The 19232-nt window shown below is 40.0% G+C and carries 11 protein-coding genes; 4 read left to right on the top strand and 7 right to left on the bottom strand.

Annotated elements, in window-relative coordinates; all coding sequences use genetic code 11:
* Positions 1-303: 303 nt before the first annotated feature.
* Positions 304-519, top strand: a complete 216-nt coding sequence (locus tag G529_RS0109545; RefSeq protein ID WP_026915310.1) for a hypothetical protein — start codon at positions 304-306, stop codon at positions 517-519.
* Between the two features lie 291 nt (positions 520-810).
* Here the strand turns inward: G529_RS0109545 and G529_RS0109540 are convergent, their stop codons facing one another.
* The 7 genes from G529_RS0109540 to G529_RS0109510 form a co-directional block, all read right to left on the bottom strand.
* On the bottom strand, positions 811-1458 hold the full coding sequence (locus G529_RS0109540; RefSeq protein ID WP_035695896.1) for a class I SAM-dependent methyltransferase: 648 nt from the start codon (positions 1456-1458) through the stop codon (positions 811-813).
* A gap of 90 nt (positions 1459-1548) precedes the next feature.
* Positions 1549-2427 carry a DUF808 domain-containing protein gene (locus G529_RS0109535; RefSeq protein ID WP_026915308.1) on the bottom strand — a complete coding sequence of 293 codons (879 nt, stop codon included), beginning with the start codon at positions 2425-2427 and terminating at the stop codon, positions 1549-1551.
* 81 nt (positions 2428-2508) lie between these two features.
* Positions 2509-7386 carry a DNA repair ATPase gene (locus G529_RS0109530; RefSeq protein WP_026915307.1) on the bottom strand — a complete coding sequence of 1626 codons (4878 nt, stop codon included), beginning with the start codon at positions 7384-7386 and terminating at the stop codon, positions 2509-2511.
* 75 nt (positions 7387-7461) lie between these two features.
* Entirely contained in the window at positions 7462-9537 is a 2076-nt protein-coding gene (locus G529_RS0109525) for a flotillin family protein (protein ID WP_026915306.1), read from the bottom strand.
* Between the two features lie 15 nt (positions 9538-9552).
* Complete coding sequence (locus tag G529_RS0109520; RefSeq protein ID WP_026915305.1) at positions 9553-10263, bottom strand: hypothetical protein; 711 nt, start codon at positions 10261-10263, stop codon at positions 9553-9555.
* Between the two features lie 2 nt (positions 10264-10265).
* Complete coding sequence (locus tag G529_RS0109515; protein ID WP_026915304.1) at positions 10266-10982, bottom strand: PspA/IM30 family protein; 717 nt, start codon at positions 10980-10982, stop codon at positions 10266-10268.
* Positions 10983-10993: 11 nt separating this feature from the next.
* Entirely contained in the window at positions 10994-11389 is a 396-nt protein-coding gene (locus G529_RS0109510) for a type III secretion system chaperone family protein (protein WP_026915303.1), read from the bottom strand.
* 266 nt (positions 11390-11655) lie between these two features.
* Between G529_RS0109510 and G529_RS0109505 the strand changes: the two genes are divergently transcribed.
* The 3 genes from G529_RS0109505 to G529_RS16770 all read left to right on the top strand — a co-directional run bounded on the left by G529_RS0109505 (position 11656) and on the right by G529_RS16770 (position 19185).
* Complete coding sequence (locus G529_RS0109505) at positions 11656-12420, top strand: helix-turn-helix domain-containing protein (RefSeq protein ID WP_026915302.1); 765 nt, start codon at positions 11656-11658, stop codon at positions 12418-12420.
* Between the two features lie 110 nt (positions 12421-12530).
* Positions 12531-18989 (top strand): alpha-2-macroglobulin family protein, encoded by a 6459-nt coding sequence (locus G529_RS16200; RefSeq protein ID WP_026915301.1) that lies wholly within the window; start codon positions 12531-12533, stop codon positions 18987-18989.
* A 64-nt stretch (positions 18990-19053) separates the two neighbouring features.
* Complete coding sequence (locus tag G529_RS16770) at positions 19054-19185, top strand: hypothetical protein (RefSeq protein ID WP_262489257.1); 132 nt, start codon at positions 19054-19056, stop codon at positions 19183-19185.
* The last annotated feature ends 47 nt before the right edge of the window (positions 19186-19232 follow it).

The raw sequence follows: 19232 nt of genomic DNA, 5'->3' as shown, positions 1-19232 counted from the left end.
ATTTGCAAATTTGATCAGGAAAATTACAGAGTCCTGCAAAAATTCGAAGAAAAAGTTTACAAATTTGAATAAAAGATTTATAGAGTCCTTATCTTTGCCTAATTATAGTAAAATGTAGTTACGATACATAGCTAGGTTTGACGCTCGATTATTCTGCAACTTAAAACTGCTAGTATTTTTTGAAACTCAACCTTCAATATTTGATCTGAATATCCTATATTCACTCAAGTTGCTAATTTGTAACTATTTAGTCATACTCAGGTATCACTAAATTTAATTTAATCTCGAATAATCAAAATTGTTATGGGCAGACCTTCTACAAAACCGAAAGATCTCAGAGACGGTTATTATATTGAAGTTAGAAATAAAAATAAAAAAACAGGAGGAGTAAAAGTTCGCCGGGATACAGTAGATCAGCTTAAGCTGGCGATTGAAGAATACCGGGATATCAAGGATGTTGAGATTCTTGGAAAATCCACAAATGGAAAGTTTTCTCCTATCCCAGGACTCGAGTCCTAATCTGAACACCTTTCTTCAGCAAGAAAAACTTTAAAATTTGAGCGGGTTCAACAAAAAGAGCTGACTCGCTCAATTTTAACTTCCGAATATTTAGCAGCGGTTATTCATCCTGTATTTCCATTTTTTCCGACTTCTTCAGAGTAGAACGCTCCATAACTTTTAGCAAATCATGTCAGTTAAGCTATATAGATTCAGCTTCATTTGAAGAAAACCCACGACAGAACTAATTTATATATGTTTACCATTCTCTCCATATCAACCCGGCCTCTTTAATCTGAACCTGGCATCGATTTACTGAATTTTATAAAGCATAGTTTTGATCACGCCCTTACCCTCAGGCACTTTAATGGATAACAATTCCGTACGATCCCGAAACCGGAAATTGAAAGGTGGCTGTTCAATGACCAGTCCGCTATTCTTATTGAGCCGTATACCCTGTCCGGAAATTATATCTGCATTTGGAGTAAAATGATACTCCGGATGATGCTCTGTAAGAATAAGATATCTAAAGCTGTTGATTTTATTCAGCACACTTTGAACCTCATCATTAGACAGATGTTGTAAAACCTGCCTTAAAATAACTACATCCCCCTCTGGAAGCTCATCTGTCGCAATATTCAGGTATCTAAATTCAAGATTATCAAACTGAAAATGAACTTTATTGTAATTGATTAGTGCAGGAACTATATCTACAGCGATATAGTGAAGGGCGTGATCCAGTAATTGCCTTCCTATATTAAAATCGCCACATCCAAGATCACAAACGCGAAGTCCGCGAGAAAATGAATTAAGGAAATTTCTAACTACTTCCAGGTATGGCTGCACCAGCGCGTCATCATGCGAACCATTCCCGGAATAAAAGTCAGTTTCCCCTCTGCCCCATAGCCTCATGCAGTATACCTGTTCCATCGCAGCTTTGGTAGGCCATGGTTTTTTCATGTCTAGATTGAATTTTTCAGGGTTATATATAGAAGTTACAAAGCTATAATTTAGGTCGCTTTCAATATCAAAATCACCACTCCAAAAACCCTACTTTCCTGAAACCGACCTCCATATTTTTTTCCCTAATCCAACAAGAGGTAAGACGAGTGCACCCACCACCAGGCCTACTAAAAACTCGCCAAGTATGGTAGGAAGTGAATGAACCAGGTCATGAATAAAATGAAGGTTATGAACAAATATTCCACCTGAAACCAGCATCAATGCGATCGTACCAATGAATGCCAGACCTTTGATAACCCATGGCAAAGCATTCACTAAAAATTGACCAACTTTATCTGAAAAACTATCAGTTTGCTCATTCATATTGATAAGCTTTGCTCCAAATTCGTCCATTCTTACGATAAGAGCAACCACGCCATAAACACCAACGGTAGCTACAAGTGCGATGATACTTACAACTCCAATTTGAGTTGGCAACTCCTCTCCGCTTACGGTTCCTAAAGCAATGATCACGATCTCTACAGAAAGAATAAAATCTGTTAAAATAGCAGATTTGATCTTTTCCTGTTCCCGCTCCATCATTTGCTCCTTGGAAAGATTTTCCACATCCGGTTTGGCAACATCGTGTTTGTGAGGAAAGATGTATTCATAGATTTTTTCAGCTCCTTCATAGGCCAGATACAAACCTCCAATGATGAGAATGATCTTTATGGCCACCGGAACAAAAGCACTCAGTAAAAATGCAACGGGTAAAATTATAAGCTTGTTTAGTAACGAGCCTTTGGTAATCGCCCAGAGAACGGGCAATTCTCGGTCTGAAATAAATCCACTGGCTTTTTCTGCATTCACGGCAAGATCATCGCCTAGTAATCCGGCAGTTTTCTTACCCGCGACCTTACTCATTACCGCAACATCATCCATCAACGCTGCAATATCATCCAGTAAAGCAAAAAATCCTGAGGCCATAAATAGTTGGTTTGGTTAGAACTTCGAAAGTTCTGTTATTTAATTGAAAACTGAAAAATTTTATTCAAATATTCACAGGTTTCACCTTTTTAAACCATTCTGTAATACTTTTTTAATTCCCTCCAGACCATCAGTAAATTCCATCATTTGCGATAGTAATTGCGCCAACTCATTTTTGTTCCCAAAACCTTTTAGCTTATTATTCTTCTGAAATGTTTCCTGGATGGTATTCCATCTTCTGCGCTCCTCATCATTCAAACTACCGGTAAGGTCTTTATATTTCAACAAATTTGCTTCCGCAGCTGAAGTGAGCGTTTGAGATTCACTTTCGTAATGCGATAAAATAAGCTTCTGTAATTCAGCATCATTCATTACCGGAACTACTTTTGCCACCAGCTTGTTCATATCACGATAAGAACCCTGCAATTTGAAAGATGGTTCTGTTCGATATTCATCTTCCATCGCTGCACTTTTTATATAAGCCGCATTAACCTTCAAAACACTGTTTCTTATTTGTATGACTTTCTCCAGAACAGCCACATATTCCTGCACTTCCTGGTTCGAATAGTTCCCTTCCAGCTGAACTTCCTGGTTGTTATTCTCGATTCTGTCCAGCAATCTATACACATCATCAAAATTCTTACTGCTTAACTGGTGCAGAACAGGATTGGAAGTCAGCGAATTTTCGATCAAACTCAGCCTGAACAGGTGAGCCGTATCTCCAATAATATCTCCAAGATTGTAAATATCTGCACGGTTCGCGAGCATATCGGGAATCTGGAATTTCTCGCCACTTTCCGTATATGGATTCCCGGCCATGATCACGCAAAATTTCTTGCCACGCATATCATAGGTTCTCGATCTTCCATTATAAATTCCTTCAATTTTCCTGGTTCCGTCGGAAAGAGATATAAACTTCTGAAGGAATTCAGGATTGCAATGCTGGATATCGTCAAGATACAGCATCACGTTATTCCCCATTTCAAAGGCAAGATTCAGTTTTTTTAGCTCTTCCCGGGCTGCCGAATTCGTAGCTGATGATGGATCTACTGAAGTTACCTCGTGACCAATTGCGGGACCATTAATTTTCATAAAAACCAGTCCCAGCCTGTTCGCGATATATTCCATTAGAGTGGTTTTTCCGTAACCAGGCGGAGAGATAAGCAATAGCAAACCCATTCTATCGGTTCGTTTCTGATCCCCAACGGTGCCCAGCTGTTTGGCCAGGTTATCCCCAAATAGCGGAAAGTAAACCTGGTCTATCAATTTATTCCGAACAAAAGAATTGAGCGTTCCCGGTTTGAATTCTTCTAGTTTAAGATCTTCTTTAAGCTGAAGGGTCACATCATGCCTGGCTTTTCTAAATTCCTGGTAAGCCGGTACGTCGATCTCAAAATAGCTTCTGTAAGTTGATACAAAATCGTGATAATTAAAATCGAAAACTCCTGCTTTTATCAGACGATGCTCTCCTCGTAGATTCTCTATTTGCAGAGACGGGGAAGTGAATTTTGTGTTTAGAACAGATTCGTCTTCAAAAAGCAGCAACGCCGCTGCTTCACTCACGTATTTATTTTTCAGATTGGTTTGCTCATTCGCCTCGCTCTGCAAAAATGCTTTTAACCACTGCTCTATTAAAGCTACTTTCGCCTGGTTTGAGTTCAGGTTTTCCAGACTATCCTTAAATTTCAGGTCAGCATTTTCAGACTTCAGCATACTCCAAAAGTCTTCTTTGATCCCTATGGCGATTCCGCTTTTTTGAAAATCATCATCATTTTGCAGTTCCTCGAATAGATATGCTGCAGCTTCAGAAGCCAGCTCCGGCTCAAAAATTCCTGATTCCTGCCCAAATTCCTGGATCTCTTTGGTTAGTATTTTCAGCAATGAATGGTATTCTCTGGAATTTGGAAAAATTTGCAAGACTTCTCCCGCTGCTTTGATGTTCTTATCTAAATTGGACCGTATTTCCGCAGAAGAAAATTTCCAGAAGAATTGCGCGCAGGAACGAATAACAGGATGATACCGAAGCAAATCCAGGGCCTCGTGTTTTTCCAGCAGCACAGATAGGATTTTTGCCGCGTCCAGATCATGAATTCCTTTTACATATCCTTCAGAATAATCCTTACTGCTCTCTTCCTGCACCAGCCTGATCAAATCTTCCTCTGTATGATCTTTCAATGCTTCACCAAATCTTCGGAATAACTTATACGCGAGAAAACCGGCGCGGTAGATATTTTTATTTTCTGAAATATAATCCTGACTCCAGTATTGTTCAGATTTCAGAAGCGTCTCGTTTTCGATCTTCTGATAAAAATCGGTTCCAGTGATATGATAATGCAAAGCATCATCCACATATAAGATCGTAAGATCAAGCTCCTGTTTATTAACGCCAAATTTGTGTTTTCCAAGCTTGATGATCGTATCGCCATCCTCGTAAATTTCTTTTTTATCCTTGAGTTTTCGCAGTGCATCTTCCCGTGCCGACTTCAGCATGGACTGGATTTCTTCAGCCTTACCACTGTCATCCATTTCCTGAAGTTGCCCGGCAATATCGCGAGCTTTGTTCACCAGGATATCTGCAGCGAAATAGGCATTGATCTCTGAAACCTCGTGGAAAGATTCAGATTTCTTACGTACCCCTTTCAGAATTCTTTCTGCGGAATTTTGTAAAGTAACCGCGCGTTTATTCCGCTTTTCTACAAGTGTATTCTTGCGCGCCTCGAAAGCATTATAAACCTCTTCCCGCTTCTCAATAATAAGCTCGATGAATTCTTCATAATCGGCAAACTTCCCTTCCAGTTCTTCCAGCTGTATAGAAATCCTGGTTTGAAAATCATCACATTTTTCCGGAGTGTCTGCAATATCAAGATAGTTGATGATACTTTGATCGATAAGCTTCAATTGCGCGGCAAAGTCGGCCTGGGCTTCAGCACTTCCAAGAGACTTTCTTTTCTTCCTGATCTCTGCCTTTAACTGGTTGATCGAAGAAAAAATCAGCGAGATGTTATTGATGATCTTTGTAGAATGCGAAGTATCCTCAATTTCAAGATTGGAAACGATATCGATCAATAATTCCAAATCTTCTGAAGTTTTATTGACTTCTTCTTCCAGTTTTCGGGCATCCACTACCTTTTTAATCTCAGACAGCTGTTCTTCCTTTGCACTTACAGCTTTGTAATAGGGATTCAGAGCTTTTTCATCCAGCAAAAATTCCACACATCGTCGTGAGATTCTGGTAGTTTGTTCAGCAATCTGCTCTTCAAGGTTCTCAATGAATTGCTCATCTACATAACGAACCTCTTTCAAACTTATCGCTTCACCGCGAAGGGATCTAAGCTGAGTAAGCGCATTTACGAAATCATTGATATCGCGAAAACCAGAACTTTTAATCTTATTAAAAATTTGCTCCGCTTCTTTGCCTATTTCGTTAGTTTTCTGCCTTGCATTCTTTTTAAGTTCCAGCACCTTTTCAAATTCATCCATCGCCGCATTTGCCGCCTGGTTGATTTCCCGAAGTGGTTCATTTAGAAGCTGAGTTTCCTCTTCTTTCAGCCAGTAATAAGCATCCAGAATATCTTTGGAACGCTTGGAAAGATCTGCATACAAACCATCATAATTATCCTCTTTATTGAGCAAATTTACGAGTCCGTTAACCTCAGCCATCGCTTTTACGATATCCTTGTTCCCGATCTTATATAAAAGGCTATCCTTATGACTGGAAGGCATAAAATCGCCATTTAAATATGGCGTTTGCCAGATCTGGATCACATGGTGTTTGGTTTGTTCGTTCTCATTTTTGAAGTAGCATAACTCCCCATTCTCGAGAATGGTAAAACCGTTGCAAATAATTGGAGTTTGTATTTCCTGGGAGATCACGTTGTAGCTCATCAGGTTGTACAGTCCGTTTTCCGGAGCATAAAAAACATACAGAAAATCCTCGCCATTGGGAGAACTGATCTTTTCCTGAAATCTTAAATTCGGAATGCTATGATCGAATAAATGATACTCCCCGGTTTGCAAATAATATCCGGTTGGAAATATTATTCCCTGATCATCTGGCAATAAAACGCAGGTATCCTTGATACTGCTAATTTTTTGTACTTCCCGAAGTTTATGATTATACACAAAATAACGCGGAGTTTCCTGAAAGGGTTTGATCTCAAGAATGATCAAATTCCCCAGGTTGGCAAATCTATACTGCCCGTCATCCAGGGTTTGATCCCTATGCTCCACTTCTTCGGAATAGATTCCTTTTCCATCATTGGTATTATCTTCGATCTTGATCGTAAGATCGCCGCCAATGGTCTCTACAAAAACACGATCCAGAATAGAAACATGCGCATGAACTCCCTGCCGATGCTGATCTCTGGATACTTCCTGCCAGTTAAATTCGTGTTGTGATGGCAGTTTGTATTCGTGATCACTGCGATTGTCCACATATTGCAAACCTTCATCTTTAATAAGCCATTTGAAGGTTTTGATATCTGTCACACTCTCACTTAATCGGAAAACCATATACAGGTAATTTCCAATAACCGCGAATTTCGAGAAAATGGTATTCCTGTAATACTTATAAAGATTTTTAAAATCAGATTCGAAAACTTCGTCTTTTAGAAGACCTGTATCGATCGCTTCAAAAGCATTGTTCTCAAACCTGTAGACGCTCATCACATCATTCAAGGAGATCTCTGTACGCAGGCCGAAATGCACATTATAACCAAAAACACAGGTGTTCCCAAGCGAAACGATATCCCGGGCGATACAATTGTTTTCAGTGTTAATGCGGTCATTGGCAATAAGCTTTGTTTCCAGAGACCCAAAAACCTTTTGCCGCTCTTCATTTAATTTCTGAAGCCTGGCCTGAAGTTCTGTTTTTTGTTTTTGCAGTCTGCCCTGGATTACCTCGTAGGTACCAACATCCAGTTTTTGCGCATTCTCTTCCTTTATGGGTTCCTTTGCCATATTCTCTTCCTGAAGTTTGTGATGTATTTGATGTAGATTTTTAAGGAAGCCGGTGCCAGGCACCGGCTATTTTAATTATCTGAGTTTTGAGATCGGCTTATCCTGAATTCCCAGACCTTTCGCCAGGTTCAGAAGATTGCCGAGCATGGTTTGCTCTTCTTTATCATCAGATTTTATCTTAAGATCTGTGATGAGTGACGCAATACTAAGATTTTTGATATCCTCGGTACTTACTCCATATTTAGACGCGAAGTCTCTTACTTTTTCCAACAAATTTCCCTTTACATCTTCACTACCAAGAATGGCAGTTTTTACCTCCTGGATGTTCGTAGAGTTTTGGACAAGCCTGTCGTATCCTTTACCTCTGGTGATCTGTCCCACGATTTGATCAAAGAACATAGTCTCTCCACCAACGATGTCGATCTTAGCAGCTTTCAAAGCATCTCCAATAACCTGCGCCTGTGCATCTGCGATTTCCTTCTGAATATTGATATTGGCGAGATCTACCTGAAGATCTTTGTTCAGTCTTAATTTGAACTCTTCATGCTCTTTTCCAACACCATCCAGTTTCTTCATGGCTGCAGCTTTCTCCTCGATTCCTGAAGCATCGGCTATCGCTTTCTCTTTAATCACATCAGCTTCAGCAAGTCCATCTTTACGTTTCGCATCTGCTTTGGCTTCCATTCCGGCCGCTTCAGCACGTGCTTTTTTCTCGATGATATTCGCTTCCACAAGTCCCTGACGCTCGTTGGCATCAGCCTTCGCATGCATCACCTGAGCTTCAGACATACCAACAGTCGCTTCTTCTTTCGCCTGGGCTTCAGCAAGTATTTTTCTGGCTTCAGCTTGTTTCTGGCTGGCTTCTTTATGAGCAAGTGCTTCGATATTGATCTCTTCAGCTTTTTGCTTGGCGGCTTCCTTCTGAGCTTCTGCAGATTTAATCGTTTTGATCAATTCTTCCTGGGCAGATGCTTCCGCAGTAGTGATTTTAACCTGCTTATCCCTGTCGGCTGTTTTAAATGCCTGGATATCTTTCATGTTCTCCTGCTCTTCCACTACACCTTTTTCCAGCATCACTCGATCGCGAATCACATCCTGGATATTTTTCTTCTCAACTTCCACTACTTTTTCTTTCTCGATCTGAGCAAGAGTTACCACTCTTTCACGTTCGGTCGCCTCCAGTAGTCTGTCTTTTTCGACTCTTTCAGATTCCACAGCATCGGTACGCTCTTTATTTTTAAGCGCCACAATGATCTGGCGTTGCATGTTTTCTTCAGCAACCTTCACTTTTTCTTCCGTAGCAATTCGCGCGCTTTCAGATTTCAGGCGTTCTTCTTCATTAACTTTTAAAGTTTCAGCTTCTTCACGAGCCTTGATATTCGAAATTTCACGTTTCTGCTGTTCTTCTTTTTCAGCTAACTGCTTATCCAGTTCAAGAATTGCTTCACGAGCTTCCACATCCTGCTTCCTGATGGTTTTTTCCTCATCGCGCTTGATAAGATTGGCCTTCATGTTCTGCACGGCGGTAAGTTCGGTGATCTTCTTGATCCCTTCCGCATCGAGGATATTATCCGGCTTTAATTCCTTTACTGAAGTCTGCTCCAGGAAATCGATCGCACAATCTTCCAGCGTATAGCCATTCAAATCTGTCCCGATAATATTTACAATTTCATCACGAAATTCACGTCTGGCTTCATAAAGTTCGATAAAATCGAATTTTTTACCCACTGTTTTTAATGCTTCTGAAAACTTTGCTTCAAAAAGATCTTCCAGCGTGGCAATTTTAGAGGCTCGGTCCACACCTATGGTTTGCGCCACTTTCTTGATATATTCGATATCATTGTTCACACGCACGAAAAAGGCCACTTTGATATCTGCACGCATATTGTCTTTACAAATAAGACCTTCGTGTGCGAGTCTTTCGATCTGGATCTTCTTAACAGAGATGTCCATAACTTCTGTCTTATGGAAAACAGGTACGGTATACAAACCTTTATCTGTAGCGACCTTTGTCCCTCCAAAGCCGGTCCTGATGAGTGCCTGTCCCTGGGGAATTTTTTTATAGAACATCGCGATGATCGCGAAGTAAACGATGATTAGAAATAGCAAGACGCCAATTCCAATTCCAATAATTGGTAAGATTGATTCCATTGTAGTTAGTTTAGATTATTCGTTATATGATTGTACGAGGTAATAATTGCGATCTGGAGATCGCTTGATAATGAGAACACTGCTTCCATAAGAGAGTACATCACCGGTAAGTGACTTTACATAGATAGACAAACTATCGCCGTTAACACTCACCTCAGCATTTCCCATTCGGTCTTCGGAAATTGTAGATAACAAAGTGGCCTTCCTGCCAAGATAATCGATGGGCGCATCACCATCCTTATTCAGGTTTTTGAAGAAACCTTTAAAAGGGGTGGTTAGAATTTTAGTCACTATTAGTGCCGGAAACAAAGCCAGGAGCATGATCCCAAAACCTATGAAATTGTCATAAGTCGCTGTGATCGCCGTAACCAGTGTGGTGATAAACCACCAGACAAAGATCCAGAAAGTAAAAGTGAACATGAATGGCAGTCCCACAAAATTGAAGTAGATAAGGAAAATCTGCCACCATTTTAAAGGTTTTCGCCTTTTCCCCACCACATCTTCCTGGTTGATCTCGGTATTGGAAATATCTTCAAAGTCCATATTCCCCCCTTCGATGCCGGAATCCAGATCCACATCTGCATCAACTTCTACATCGATATCGAAATCTGGATCGAAATCCAGGCCACCTATCATGGTGATGATCCAGTAGAGAATCAGGATGATGAGCAATACGCTCAGGATCACGTTTACCTCTGAAAAAAGTATGTTGATTAGGTTATCCAAGTTTATTCGTTTTTAGAATCTTTCATTCCAAGTTGTTCTTTCAGCTTCGCCAGTTCATCACTTGCCTGGGCTTTTGTGGTATCTGCCGCCTTATCTATTTCCTCATCGATAGATTTGGAGGCACTGGCGATATCTCCATAAGCTTCTGCCAGCGCTTCTTCCTGGGCTACTTTTTCCTTCATACGCTCCAGCATAGAAACCGTACCGGTGCTATCAAGTTCAGCCATTTGCTTGTTCAGGTTTTTGGTAGCGTTGGAAACCTTGACCCTTGCTTTCAGGGTTTTGAGTTCATTCTCCCAGTTCCCGATATTTGCTTTTATAGTCTGGATATTCTTTTGCAGTTGAGCAACATTATTATCGAATTTAACCGACTCTTCCTTTGCTCGTAGAACCTGCTGCTGTGCCGCTTCTTTTTGCACAAGAGCTTCCTGCGCTAGGCGATCTGCCTCTGCCTGCTCCATATCCTTGGAATGCGCTTTTTTCAGGATGATAATGGCTTTATTCTGGTAATCGTCCACTTTATTCTGAAATTCCTCCTGGTCGTTCTTCGCTCTTATAGCCAGTGCTTTCACCTGTGCCAGCGCTTCCAGACTTTTATCCAGGTCAAGCTTCATATCTCTAATGCCCTGCTCGGTCATTTTGATGGGATCTTCCATTTTGTCCAGGGCAGAATTTGTTTCTGCCTCCCCTATTTTAAATAATCTCTTAAAGATGTTCATAATGCTGATTTTTAATATTTTGAGAATTCAATGATTTGATCTGAATATTCACTCATTAATAAGCTAAGTGAGTTTAAGCTCCCTTCCAGTTCGTTCAGATCCAGATTCTCGATTTGAAGGGTGTCACGGTAAATGACTTTTTCACCAGACTCGTCCAGGACAAAAGCTCCGTGAACAATGTCACGATTCTTCTGCAATAAACTTTTAAAGATCTTTTCAGACTGGTTGTTGATCTTAAATATGTACTGCTCCATGATCAGGATTGGCGGAGCAACGCCTACGATAAGATTTCTAATTCCAGAATTTTCTTTTTGGATCACCAGGAGTCCGTCTTCCGGATTCTCCCGGGTGATATTAAAATTTAATTCCAGTAAAAAATCTCTCGTGATATTGAAGTGATTTTTCATAGGTGGTTATTACGGTTAGTACTACTATTTTGAGAGCCTAATAATACAAAAAAGTATTAAGACTTTGTTAAAGAAACATGATAAGCTCGGTGGCTACATCGATAATAAATGAGATCATAATTCTAATTCTTTAGTTGGTTAATAACAGATCTCTGAGTGTTCGAACATTTCAGACTAAAAAAATTAGCAATACTGAAATGTATTTGCTAATATTGTTAGACTAATTTACAATAAATTTTCAATTCTGCAAATATTATTAGCAATTAATGTCTTTATTCGGAAAAAATATCAGGAAAATACGATCGGTTCGCAGTTTGAGTCAGCAGGCCTTCGCAGAGCTTTTCGACCTTAAGCGCGGGACTTTAGGCGCTTACGAGGAAGGACGCAGCGAACCTAAAATTGAAACTATTATAAAAATTGCTAATTATTTTAGCATCCCGATAGACGATCTGCTAACCAGTGAACTTACCGTAAACGAATTACTCAAATTCAGAGGGAAACCCGAACATGATGATCTAAATACTAAACCAGATATCTGTAAAAAGGTACCCTGTATCACTCCGGAGTTACAACAGGACTATATAGCACATCATCAGAAAAATAACTTTATAAAGGACTTGCCAGAAATCCATCTGCCTATCTATCATGAGTCAGATCTGCGTGCTTTTGTAATTCACGACCTGGAAATGAGTACAGATTCTGATGGTTTTTATCCTAAAGATGTTGTTATTGGAGTCAAAGTTCAGAAAAAGCAATTTGCAAATCTCGCGAGTGCCTGTTTGTTCCTGGTCGTTTCCGAAGAGAAAGTATTCCTGAGAAGAATATACCAGTCGGCAAAAAAGTTTATTCTAAAAGCAGATCATAAAGGAATAGAGGACATTGAGATGGCTTATGCAGATGTAAAAGAACTCTGGGAGATCAAATATGCATTCTATCATCGTATTCCGGATAGCAGAAATACCGATATCAAGCAACAATTGAGTTTTCTGGAGGAAGAATTTCACAAATTACGCACCTCTCTCAACAATTAAGGTCCCGGGTTTCAGATTAAGTTGTTTGCTTTTAATATTACAGGCATAACCTTTGCAGTGCTAAATCTTTTAGTACCTTTTTAATAGCATTACAACCTAACCTGCTACCTATGAAAAAACTGTTTTTAGGGATCTTCATCATATCCCAAAGTTTACTGTTCGCGCAAAACCCAAACTACAAAGAAAGTTGGTATCATATTAACTCTCTCGAAAAAGAGGGCAAAGTGGAAACGGCTTTAGAGCAAACTAACAATCTCATGCAGCGAGCATGGGCTGATAAGCGGTATGATGAGCTCATAAAATCAAAGATATCCCACTACCGTCTTTACCAGATCAATCACGAAAAAGCCGAGAACTACATTCTAAAGGATATCAATCATACCATTGCCCAGATCCCTTTTCCATTTGATCAGGTCCTGCAAAGTTATAAAGCTGAAATACTCGGTGATTATTACAAACAGAACCGATGGAGCCGTCGCGACCAGAAACAAATTGATAATCCTGATGTTTCAGATTTAACCACCTGGTCCCTGGAAACTATCAAAGACAGTATTCATACAGCTCATAAAAATGCTATTGCTAATCCCGAAAAACTGGTCAACTTCCCCAATGCTGAAATCGATGTTCTTCTAAATGCCAAAGCCATCACAAGGGATTTCAAACCTTCTATTTATGATCTTTTAGCAGGACGTTACCTGGAATTCCTGAAGGATGAAAGTTTTTTTAGTGCTGAATTTGAAGCTGCAAAAACAACTATTAGTAAAGAAGTACTTTTTGCTGTTGACTCAAGATTTGAAAATGCTATTATCAAGGATTCTGAAAATTCTAAACTACTTGCGCTGAAGCAGTATCAGGAACTGGAAGAAACTCACGCAAGGGACAGCAGTGATGTGTCTCTAAATTACTGGAAATTACAGCGTCTTGAATTTGTACGTGATGTTTTTCATGTTGACTTCCAGGAATATATCAGTGCGGTTGAGAAACTGGAAGAAAAATCCAAGGATCGAAAAATCAAGGCACAGTTACTTTTTGAACTGGCGAATGCCTATGCTGAAAAAGCTACAGAAAGAGAGGACGAGGGACTACTGAAGTATCCGGAATATAATGTTAAAGCGGTTGATCTTTTAAAGCAGATTGAGTCGAATTACAGTAATACGCTTACCCGGCAAAATGCCCAGAATTTATTGACAAAGCTTACCGCACCTAGTCTGGAGGCGCAATTGCAGAATATTCTGACCCGAGATGAACCAGGACGCGCTAAACTGACTTACAGGAATACTGATACTATTTATATGAAAATAGGTAAGGTGAGCATGGACTTTCTGGATAAGGTAAACTATCAGGATAGAGCTGCTTTTATAAGAAAAGAAGCTGCAAAAATTTCAGATAGCGCACAGATCATTTTACCAGGGGAAACTGATTATAACGAGCATTCTACTGAAATTGTGCTTCCCGGAAAAGACTTCGGCCAGTATCTTGTTCATCTATACGATTCAGAAGGCAATCATACTTCCGGGACTTATTTAGTAACCAACATCGCCGTTTCCAGAACAGACCTGCAAAAAAACAACCTGTTTCATGTAGTTGATCGTAAAACAGGAGAAAACCTTAGTGATGTAGTACTAAAGGTTAAAAAGAAACAAGCAACTATTCTTACCCGAACTTCAGATCGAAATGGAGAAATACTATTGGATCGTTATTCAGGAGGCCGCTACTGGGAAGAGCATTTGGAATTCACGAAAGGTGAAGATTTTTATTCCTCATCCTTTAATCGCGGCGGCCATCGCTATTCTGCCAGTCAAAATGAAAATGATAATTCACAGGCGAAGGTACTTTTCTTCCTGGATCGTGCGATCTACCGTCCAGGACAGAAAGTACATTTTAAAGGAGTTTTACTTCAGCATAGAAAAGATTCAACCAGTGTAGTTGCTAATGAATATATCGATGTATTCGTAGATGACCCCAATGAGAACGAAATCCATGAATTGAGATTCAAAACCAATGAATATGGCTCTTTTACAGGTAGTTTCGATCTTCCAGTCAATAACCTTACCGGCCAGTTCTCCATTTATGCTGAAGAATATTTTGAAACCGATTCCGATTTCTGGGACAACCTGGATTACTTTCAGGATGATTACAAATATTTTAGTGTAGAAGAGTATAAACGACCCACCTTTGAAGTAACTTTTGACACTATTAATAAAGCCTACAAATTAGGTGAAGAAATTGAACTTAAGGGTTCTGCTGTAGCCTATATTGGTGCATCGCTCCCTAATCTTAAAGTTGCCTACACAATCACCAGGGAACGCATGCATTATTCGTGGTGGAGAAGTTATTATTCAGATCCTGTGATCATAAAAACTGATACTACTGAAACTGATGAAAATGGCAAATTTATCATTCCTTTTGAAGCGAAAACAGACCAGCAGAACGATCTAAATGATCTTATTTATCGCTACTCTGTATCTGCCTCTGTAACCGATGTGAGTGGAGAAACCAGGGATGCACAGCAATCCCTGAAAATTGGGAACAAGAATTTTCTTCCAAAGCTTGAAATTTCCGAAAAAATCGATATCAACGATACGCTGAAGATCGATCTTACCATCAGAAATCTCAATGATCAAAAGATATATGCAAGCGGTAATTATAAGATCTACCGGCTTAAAAACCCTGAAAAACACTATCAGGAAAGATGGTGGGAAGCTCCTGAATTCGAACTTATTTCCAAGGATGAATTTGAGAGACTATTCCCGAATGAACCTTATCGAAAGCCGACAAAGCCAGAAAACTGGGACCAACTGGAAAAAGTTTATGAATCCAGTTTTAATTCAGATGGGGATTTTGAAGATGACATCGCCACCAGAAACTGGAAGGCCGGGAGCTACCTGCTAAGTTTCCATCTACAACATGATGGAAAAACAGAAGAACTGCAACAGGTAATTAGTATACAGGATCCAGAAAGCAAAATACCGTATACAGCTCAGGATCTTTTGGTACGTATCGTCAATAAGCAAACATTAGCTTCAGATGCTTATGCACAGGTGGAGATCAGCTCTCCAATAAAAAATTTACAAATTCGCGTTTCAGCATTTAGCAGTGATCGTACTTCCATCTTCAGAGAATATGACAGGCTCGATGGAAAGTTGCTATTAAAGATTCCGCTCAAATCCTTACAGGAACAGGAGTTTAAACTGGTTGTTTCTTCAGTGATGAATAACAGGCAAATTGAATTCAATGAGGTAGTGAACTTCAGAAAAGATTCTGAAAATATTGAAATCTCTACAGAAACTTTCAGAAATAAAATTAGTCCTGGACTTGAAGAAACCTGGAGTTTTAAAATATCAACTCCTGGAGAAAAAAAGGAAGCTGAAGTTCTGGCTTCCATGTATGATATTTCACTAGATCAATTCAAAAAAGATGAGTGGAATACCGACGCAGGATTCACTGGTTTCACATCTAATTATCCATCCTTGTATTTTGATAATTTAGGCCGAAGCACTAACCTGTATAGATATTTTGGTAGAAATAATTATTACAGTCGGGTGAATCTTCGCTTTGATCAGCTCTCTCAATTTGGTTTTTATTTTGGACAGCCTAACAGTTATCAATACAGGAATTATCTGCGTACTTTGAAGGTGAGCAGTAATGTGGATTCTGATGCTCGTGTACAGGGAAGAGTGGTTGATGAAAACGGGGAACCGCTACCAGGAGTGAATGTAATAATCAAAGGTTCGAGTCTTGGAGCGCAGACAGACTTCGATGGTGAATTTGGAATCGATGCTCCAAAAAATGCTACTCTTATTTTTAGTTATGTAGGTTATGTGAGTCAGGAATTCCAGCTTGGTGATGAGACTGAAGTATTTATTGACCTTGAAGCCGATTCTGCCAGTCTGGATGAAGTTGTAGCTGTAGGTTATGGTGAAGCTGTGGCCGAGGAAGTCATGGAAGTTGCCGATCAAGAAAGTGAATCTGTAGCCTTGCTACAGGGCAAGGTTGCCGGCGTTGAGGTATCCAGAACGGGAGCAAGTACAGAGTTTAAGATAAGAGGTAATTCAAGTTTGGATGGGACTGGAAGCCCGATGTTTATCGTAGACGGAAAACCTGTTGAGAACTACGAGCTCGATTCAAAGGATATTGTAAGTGTCGAAATTCTAAAAGGCGCTGAAGCTACTCTTCTTTACGGCAGCAAAGCGGTGGATGGAGTGGTGATCATTACCACCAGCAAAGGTCTGAAAGGCCTGGAAAATGTTGATGCCAGAACAAATCTACAGGAAACTGCGTTTTTCTTCCCAGATTTAAGACTGGATGAAAATGGTACTATTTCCTTTAGTTTCACCACTCCGGAAGCTTTAACCAGCTGGAAATTGAGATTGCTGGCTCATAACAGGAACTGGAGCAAAGGTAACCTGGAGAAAGTCGTAACCACAAGCAAGGATCTGAACGTGGTACCAAATGCACCACGATTTTTAAGAGAGGGTGATAGTATCATTTTCAAGGCGAAAGTGTCAAATCTTTCCGCTGAAACCATAACGGGGAACGCTGTTCTTAAATTATTCAACGCTGTGACAATGGAGCCGGTAGATATTCCTATGGGAAATACTGAAACGTTGCAAGCCTTCCAGATCCAGGAGGGAAAAACCAGGGTTGTAAGCTGGAAACTTTTTGTTCCCGATACTATTCCTGCGGTGACCTATAGAATCCTTGCAAAAGCAGGAGATTTTAGCGATGGAGAAGAAAATTTACTGCCGGTTTTGAAGAACAGGATGCTGGTTTATGAAAGTATCCCGCTATTTGTAAGAGCAGGAGAAACTGAAAGCTTTGAATTCGAAAATCTTCAAACGAATGACTCCAAAACACTGGAGAATCATTTGTTCGCATTTGAATATACTTCCAATCCCGGTTGGTTTGCCTTGCAAAGTTTGCCTTACCTAATGGAATATGAGCATGATTGTTCTGAACAGATATTTTCGAAAATCTTCGCTAATTCTGTTGGACAGAAAATCGTGAACTCAAAACCTGAGATCGCAGAAGTTTATGCAAACTGGAGAAAAGATTCCAGTATGGTGAGTAATCTTCAGAAAAATGAAGAACTTAAGAGTCTGTTGCTTGCTGAAACCCCGTGGGTTCAGGATGCTGAATCTGAGAGTTTGCAGCAGCAACGTATTGGTTTACTGTTTGAAAACGAGCGGATTGACAGTGAACTGACTTCACTAATGAGTAGGTTGCGCAGAACGCAAAATTCCTCGGGCGCTTTTCCATGGTTTGCCGGTGGCAGGGATAACTATTATATCACTTCGCATATTATCGAAGGCTTCGGAAAGTTAAAGAACATGAAGATTGAGCTGGAAGATCGAAGAATTCTTGCCAATGCGATCGCCTATCTGGATAACGAATTGATGGAGCAGAAGAAAAGAAGACAGCCAGGTAATTCAACCGAATTCTATAAAACCTACACGGTTCTAGCCTATGCACATACCAGAAGCATGCATCAGGAAGAGTTTCCAATCCCGGCTGACCAGAAAAATCTCATTGAAAAAGCTCTGGAATATCAAAAGCAACGATGGACAGATTATGATCTTTCAGAAAAAGCAAAACTGGCTGTCACCCTGCATAGATTTGGGCACAGCACCAAAGCACTGGAAATCTTGGAGTCTCTCAAACAAACGGCGGTAAAATCCAAAACCTACGGCATGTACTGGAAAGAGAATACTGCTAGCTGGAGAACATTTAATACTCCTGTTGAAGTGCAAGCACAAATAATCCAGGCTTTTGCTGAAGTAACGAAAGATATAGAAACCATTGAAGAACTCAAGATCTGGTTGATTCAGAATAAGAGAACGAATTATTGGGAAACTACTAAATCCACCACTGCAGCCGTTTATGCGTTGCTTATGCAGGGCATGGATATACTTCCACTGAGCTCGAATACTCAAATCGTTATTGGTGGAGAGAACCTGAATATGGAAGAACCTGGCGAAACTCCTGCACAAGCTGGATCTGGATATGTCAAAAAAACCTGGAAAGCCGGAGAATTTTCAGAAGATTTTGGAAATCTGAAGATAGAGAATAATAATACAACCGCGGGTTATGGCGGTGCTTACTGGCAGTATTTTGAAGATCTTGACAAGATCAAAACACACTCTGAGAGTCCGCTGAATATCGAGAAGGAACTATATCTCAATATTGGTAATAATGAACTTAAAAGAATTGGCGCCAATACACAGCTGAAAGTCGGAGACCTGGTAAGTGTAAGACTGGTTGTAAGGGCCGAAGCTGATATGGAATTTATCCATTTAAAGGATATGCGTGCCAGTGGTTTTGAGCCAACTAATGTGATTAGTGAACATAAGTATCAGAATAATACCCGCTATTATGAAAGCACCAGAGATGCTGCAACACATTTCTTCTTTGACACACTAAGAAAAGGATCTTATGTACTGGAATACACTGTAAGAGCGAATAATGCTGGATCTTTCTCGAATGGAATTAGCACGATAGAATCTATGTATGCTCCAGAATTTTCGGGACATACCAGTGGAATTCGAGTTGATATTGATGAGAATCCATAAGTTGCGAAATGATCTAGGATGTTAACTAAATTTTTATGATATTGATAACCCCAAATCAAAGATCATGGAAAGATCAAATGAAGACCATGAATTTACTGAAAAGATCGAACGCCTGGAGAGAAGCTACAATTTGATGAAGTATGCTATTCTAAGCGCTGGGATCGGTATCATGATCCTGGTCTATTTTTTACAGTAAATTAAAGAAAGAAGCTTTCGCGATGCGGAAGCTTCTTTCTTTTAAAT

The organism is Christiangramia portivictoriae DSM 23547 (genome assembly GCF_000423045.1).
Classification (GTDB): domain Bacteria; phylum Bacteroidota; class Bacteroidia; order Flavobacteriales; family Flavobacteriaceae; genus Christiangramia; species Christiangramia portivictoriae.
Note: the sequence above shows the minus strand (reverse complement) of the source record. Positions and strands in the feature narration are given on the sequence as shown.

Excerpts from the sequence above, each read along its gene's own strand:
- G529_RS0109545 (WP_026915310.1), top strand. The coding sequence starts at position 304 with ATGGGCAGACCTTCTACAAAACCGAAAGATCTCAGAGACGGTTATTAT.
- G529_RS0109540 (WP_035695896.1), bottom strand. The coding sequence starts at position 1,458 with ATGAAAAAACCATGGCCTACCAAAGCTGCGATGGAACAGGTATACTGC.
- G529_RS0109535 (WP_026915308.1), bottom strand. The coding sequence starts at position 2,427 with ATGGCCTCAGGATTTTTTGCTTTACTGGATGATATTGCAGCGTTGATG.
- G529_RS0109530 (WP_026915307.1), bottom strand. The coding sequence starts at position 7,386 with ATGGCAAAGGAACCCATAAAGGAAGAGAATGCGCAAAAACTGGATGTT.
- G529_RS0109525 (WP_026915306.1), bottom strand. The coding sequence starts at position 9,537 with ATGGAATCAATCTTACCAATTATTGGAATTGGAATTGGCGTCTTGCTA.
- G529_RS0109515 (WP_026915304.1), bottom strand. The coding sequence starts at position 10,982 with ATGAACATCTTTAAGAGATTATTTAAAATAGGGGAGGCAGAAACAAAT.
- G529_RS0109510 (WP_026915303.1), bottom strand. The coding sequence starts at position 11,389 with ATGAAAAATCACTTCAATATCACGAGAGATTTTTTACTGGAATTAAAT.
- G529_RS0109505 (WP_026915302.1), top strand. The coding sequence starts at position 11,656 with ATGTCTTTATTCGGAAAAAATATCAGGAAAATACGATCGGTTCGCAGT.
- G529_RS16200 (WP_026915301.1), top strand. The coding sequence starts at position 12,531 with ATGAAAAAACTGTTTTTAGGGATCTTCATCATATCCCAAAGTTTACTG.
- G529_RS16770 (WP_262489257.1), top strand. The coding sequence starts at position 19,054 with ATGGAAAGATCAAATGAAGACCATGAATTTACTGAAAAGATCGAACGC.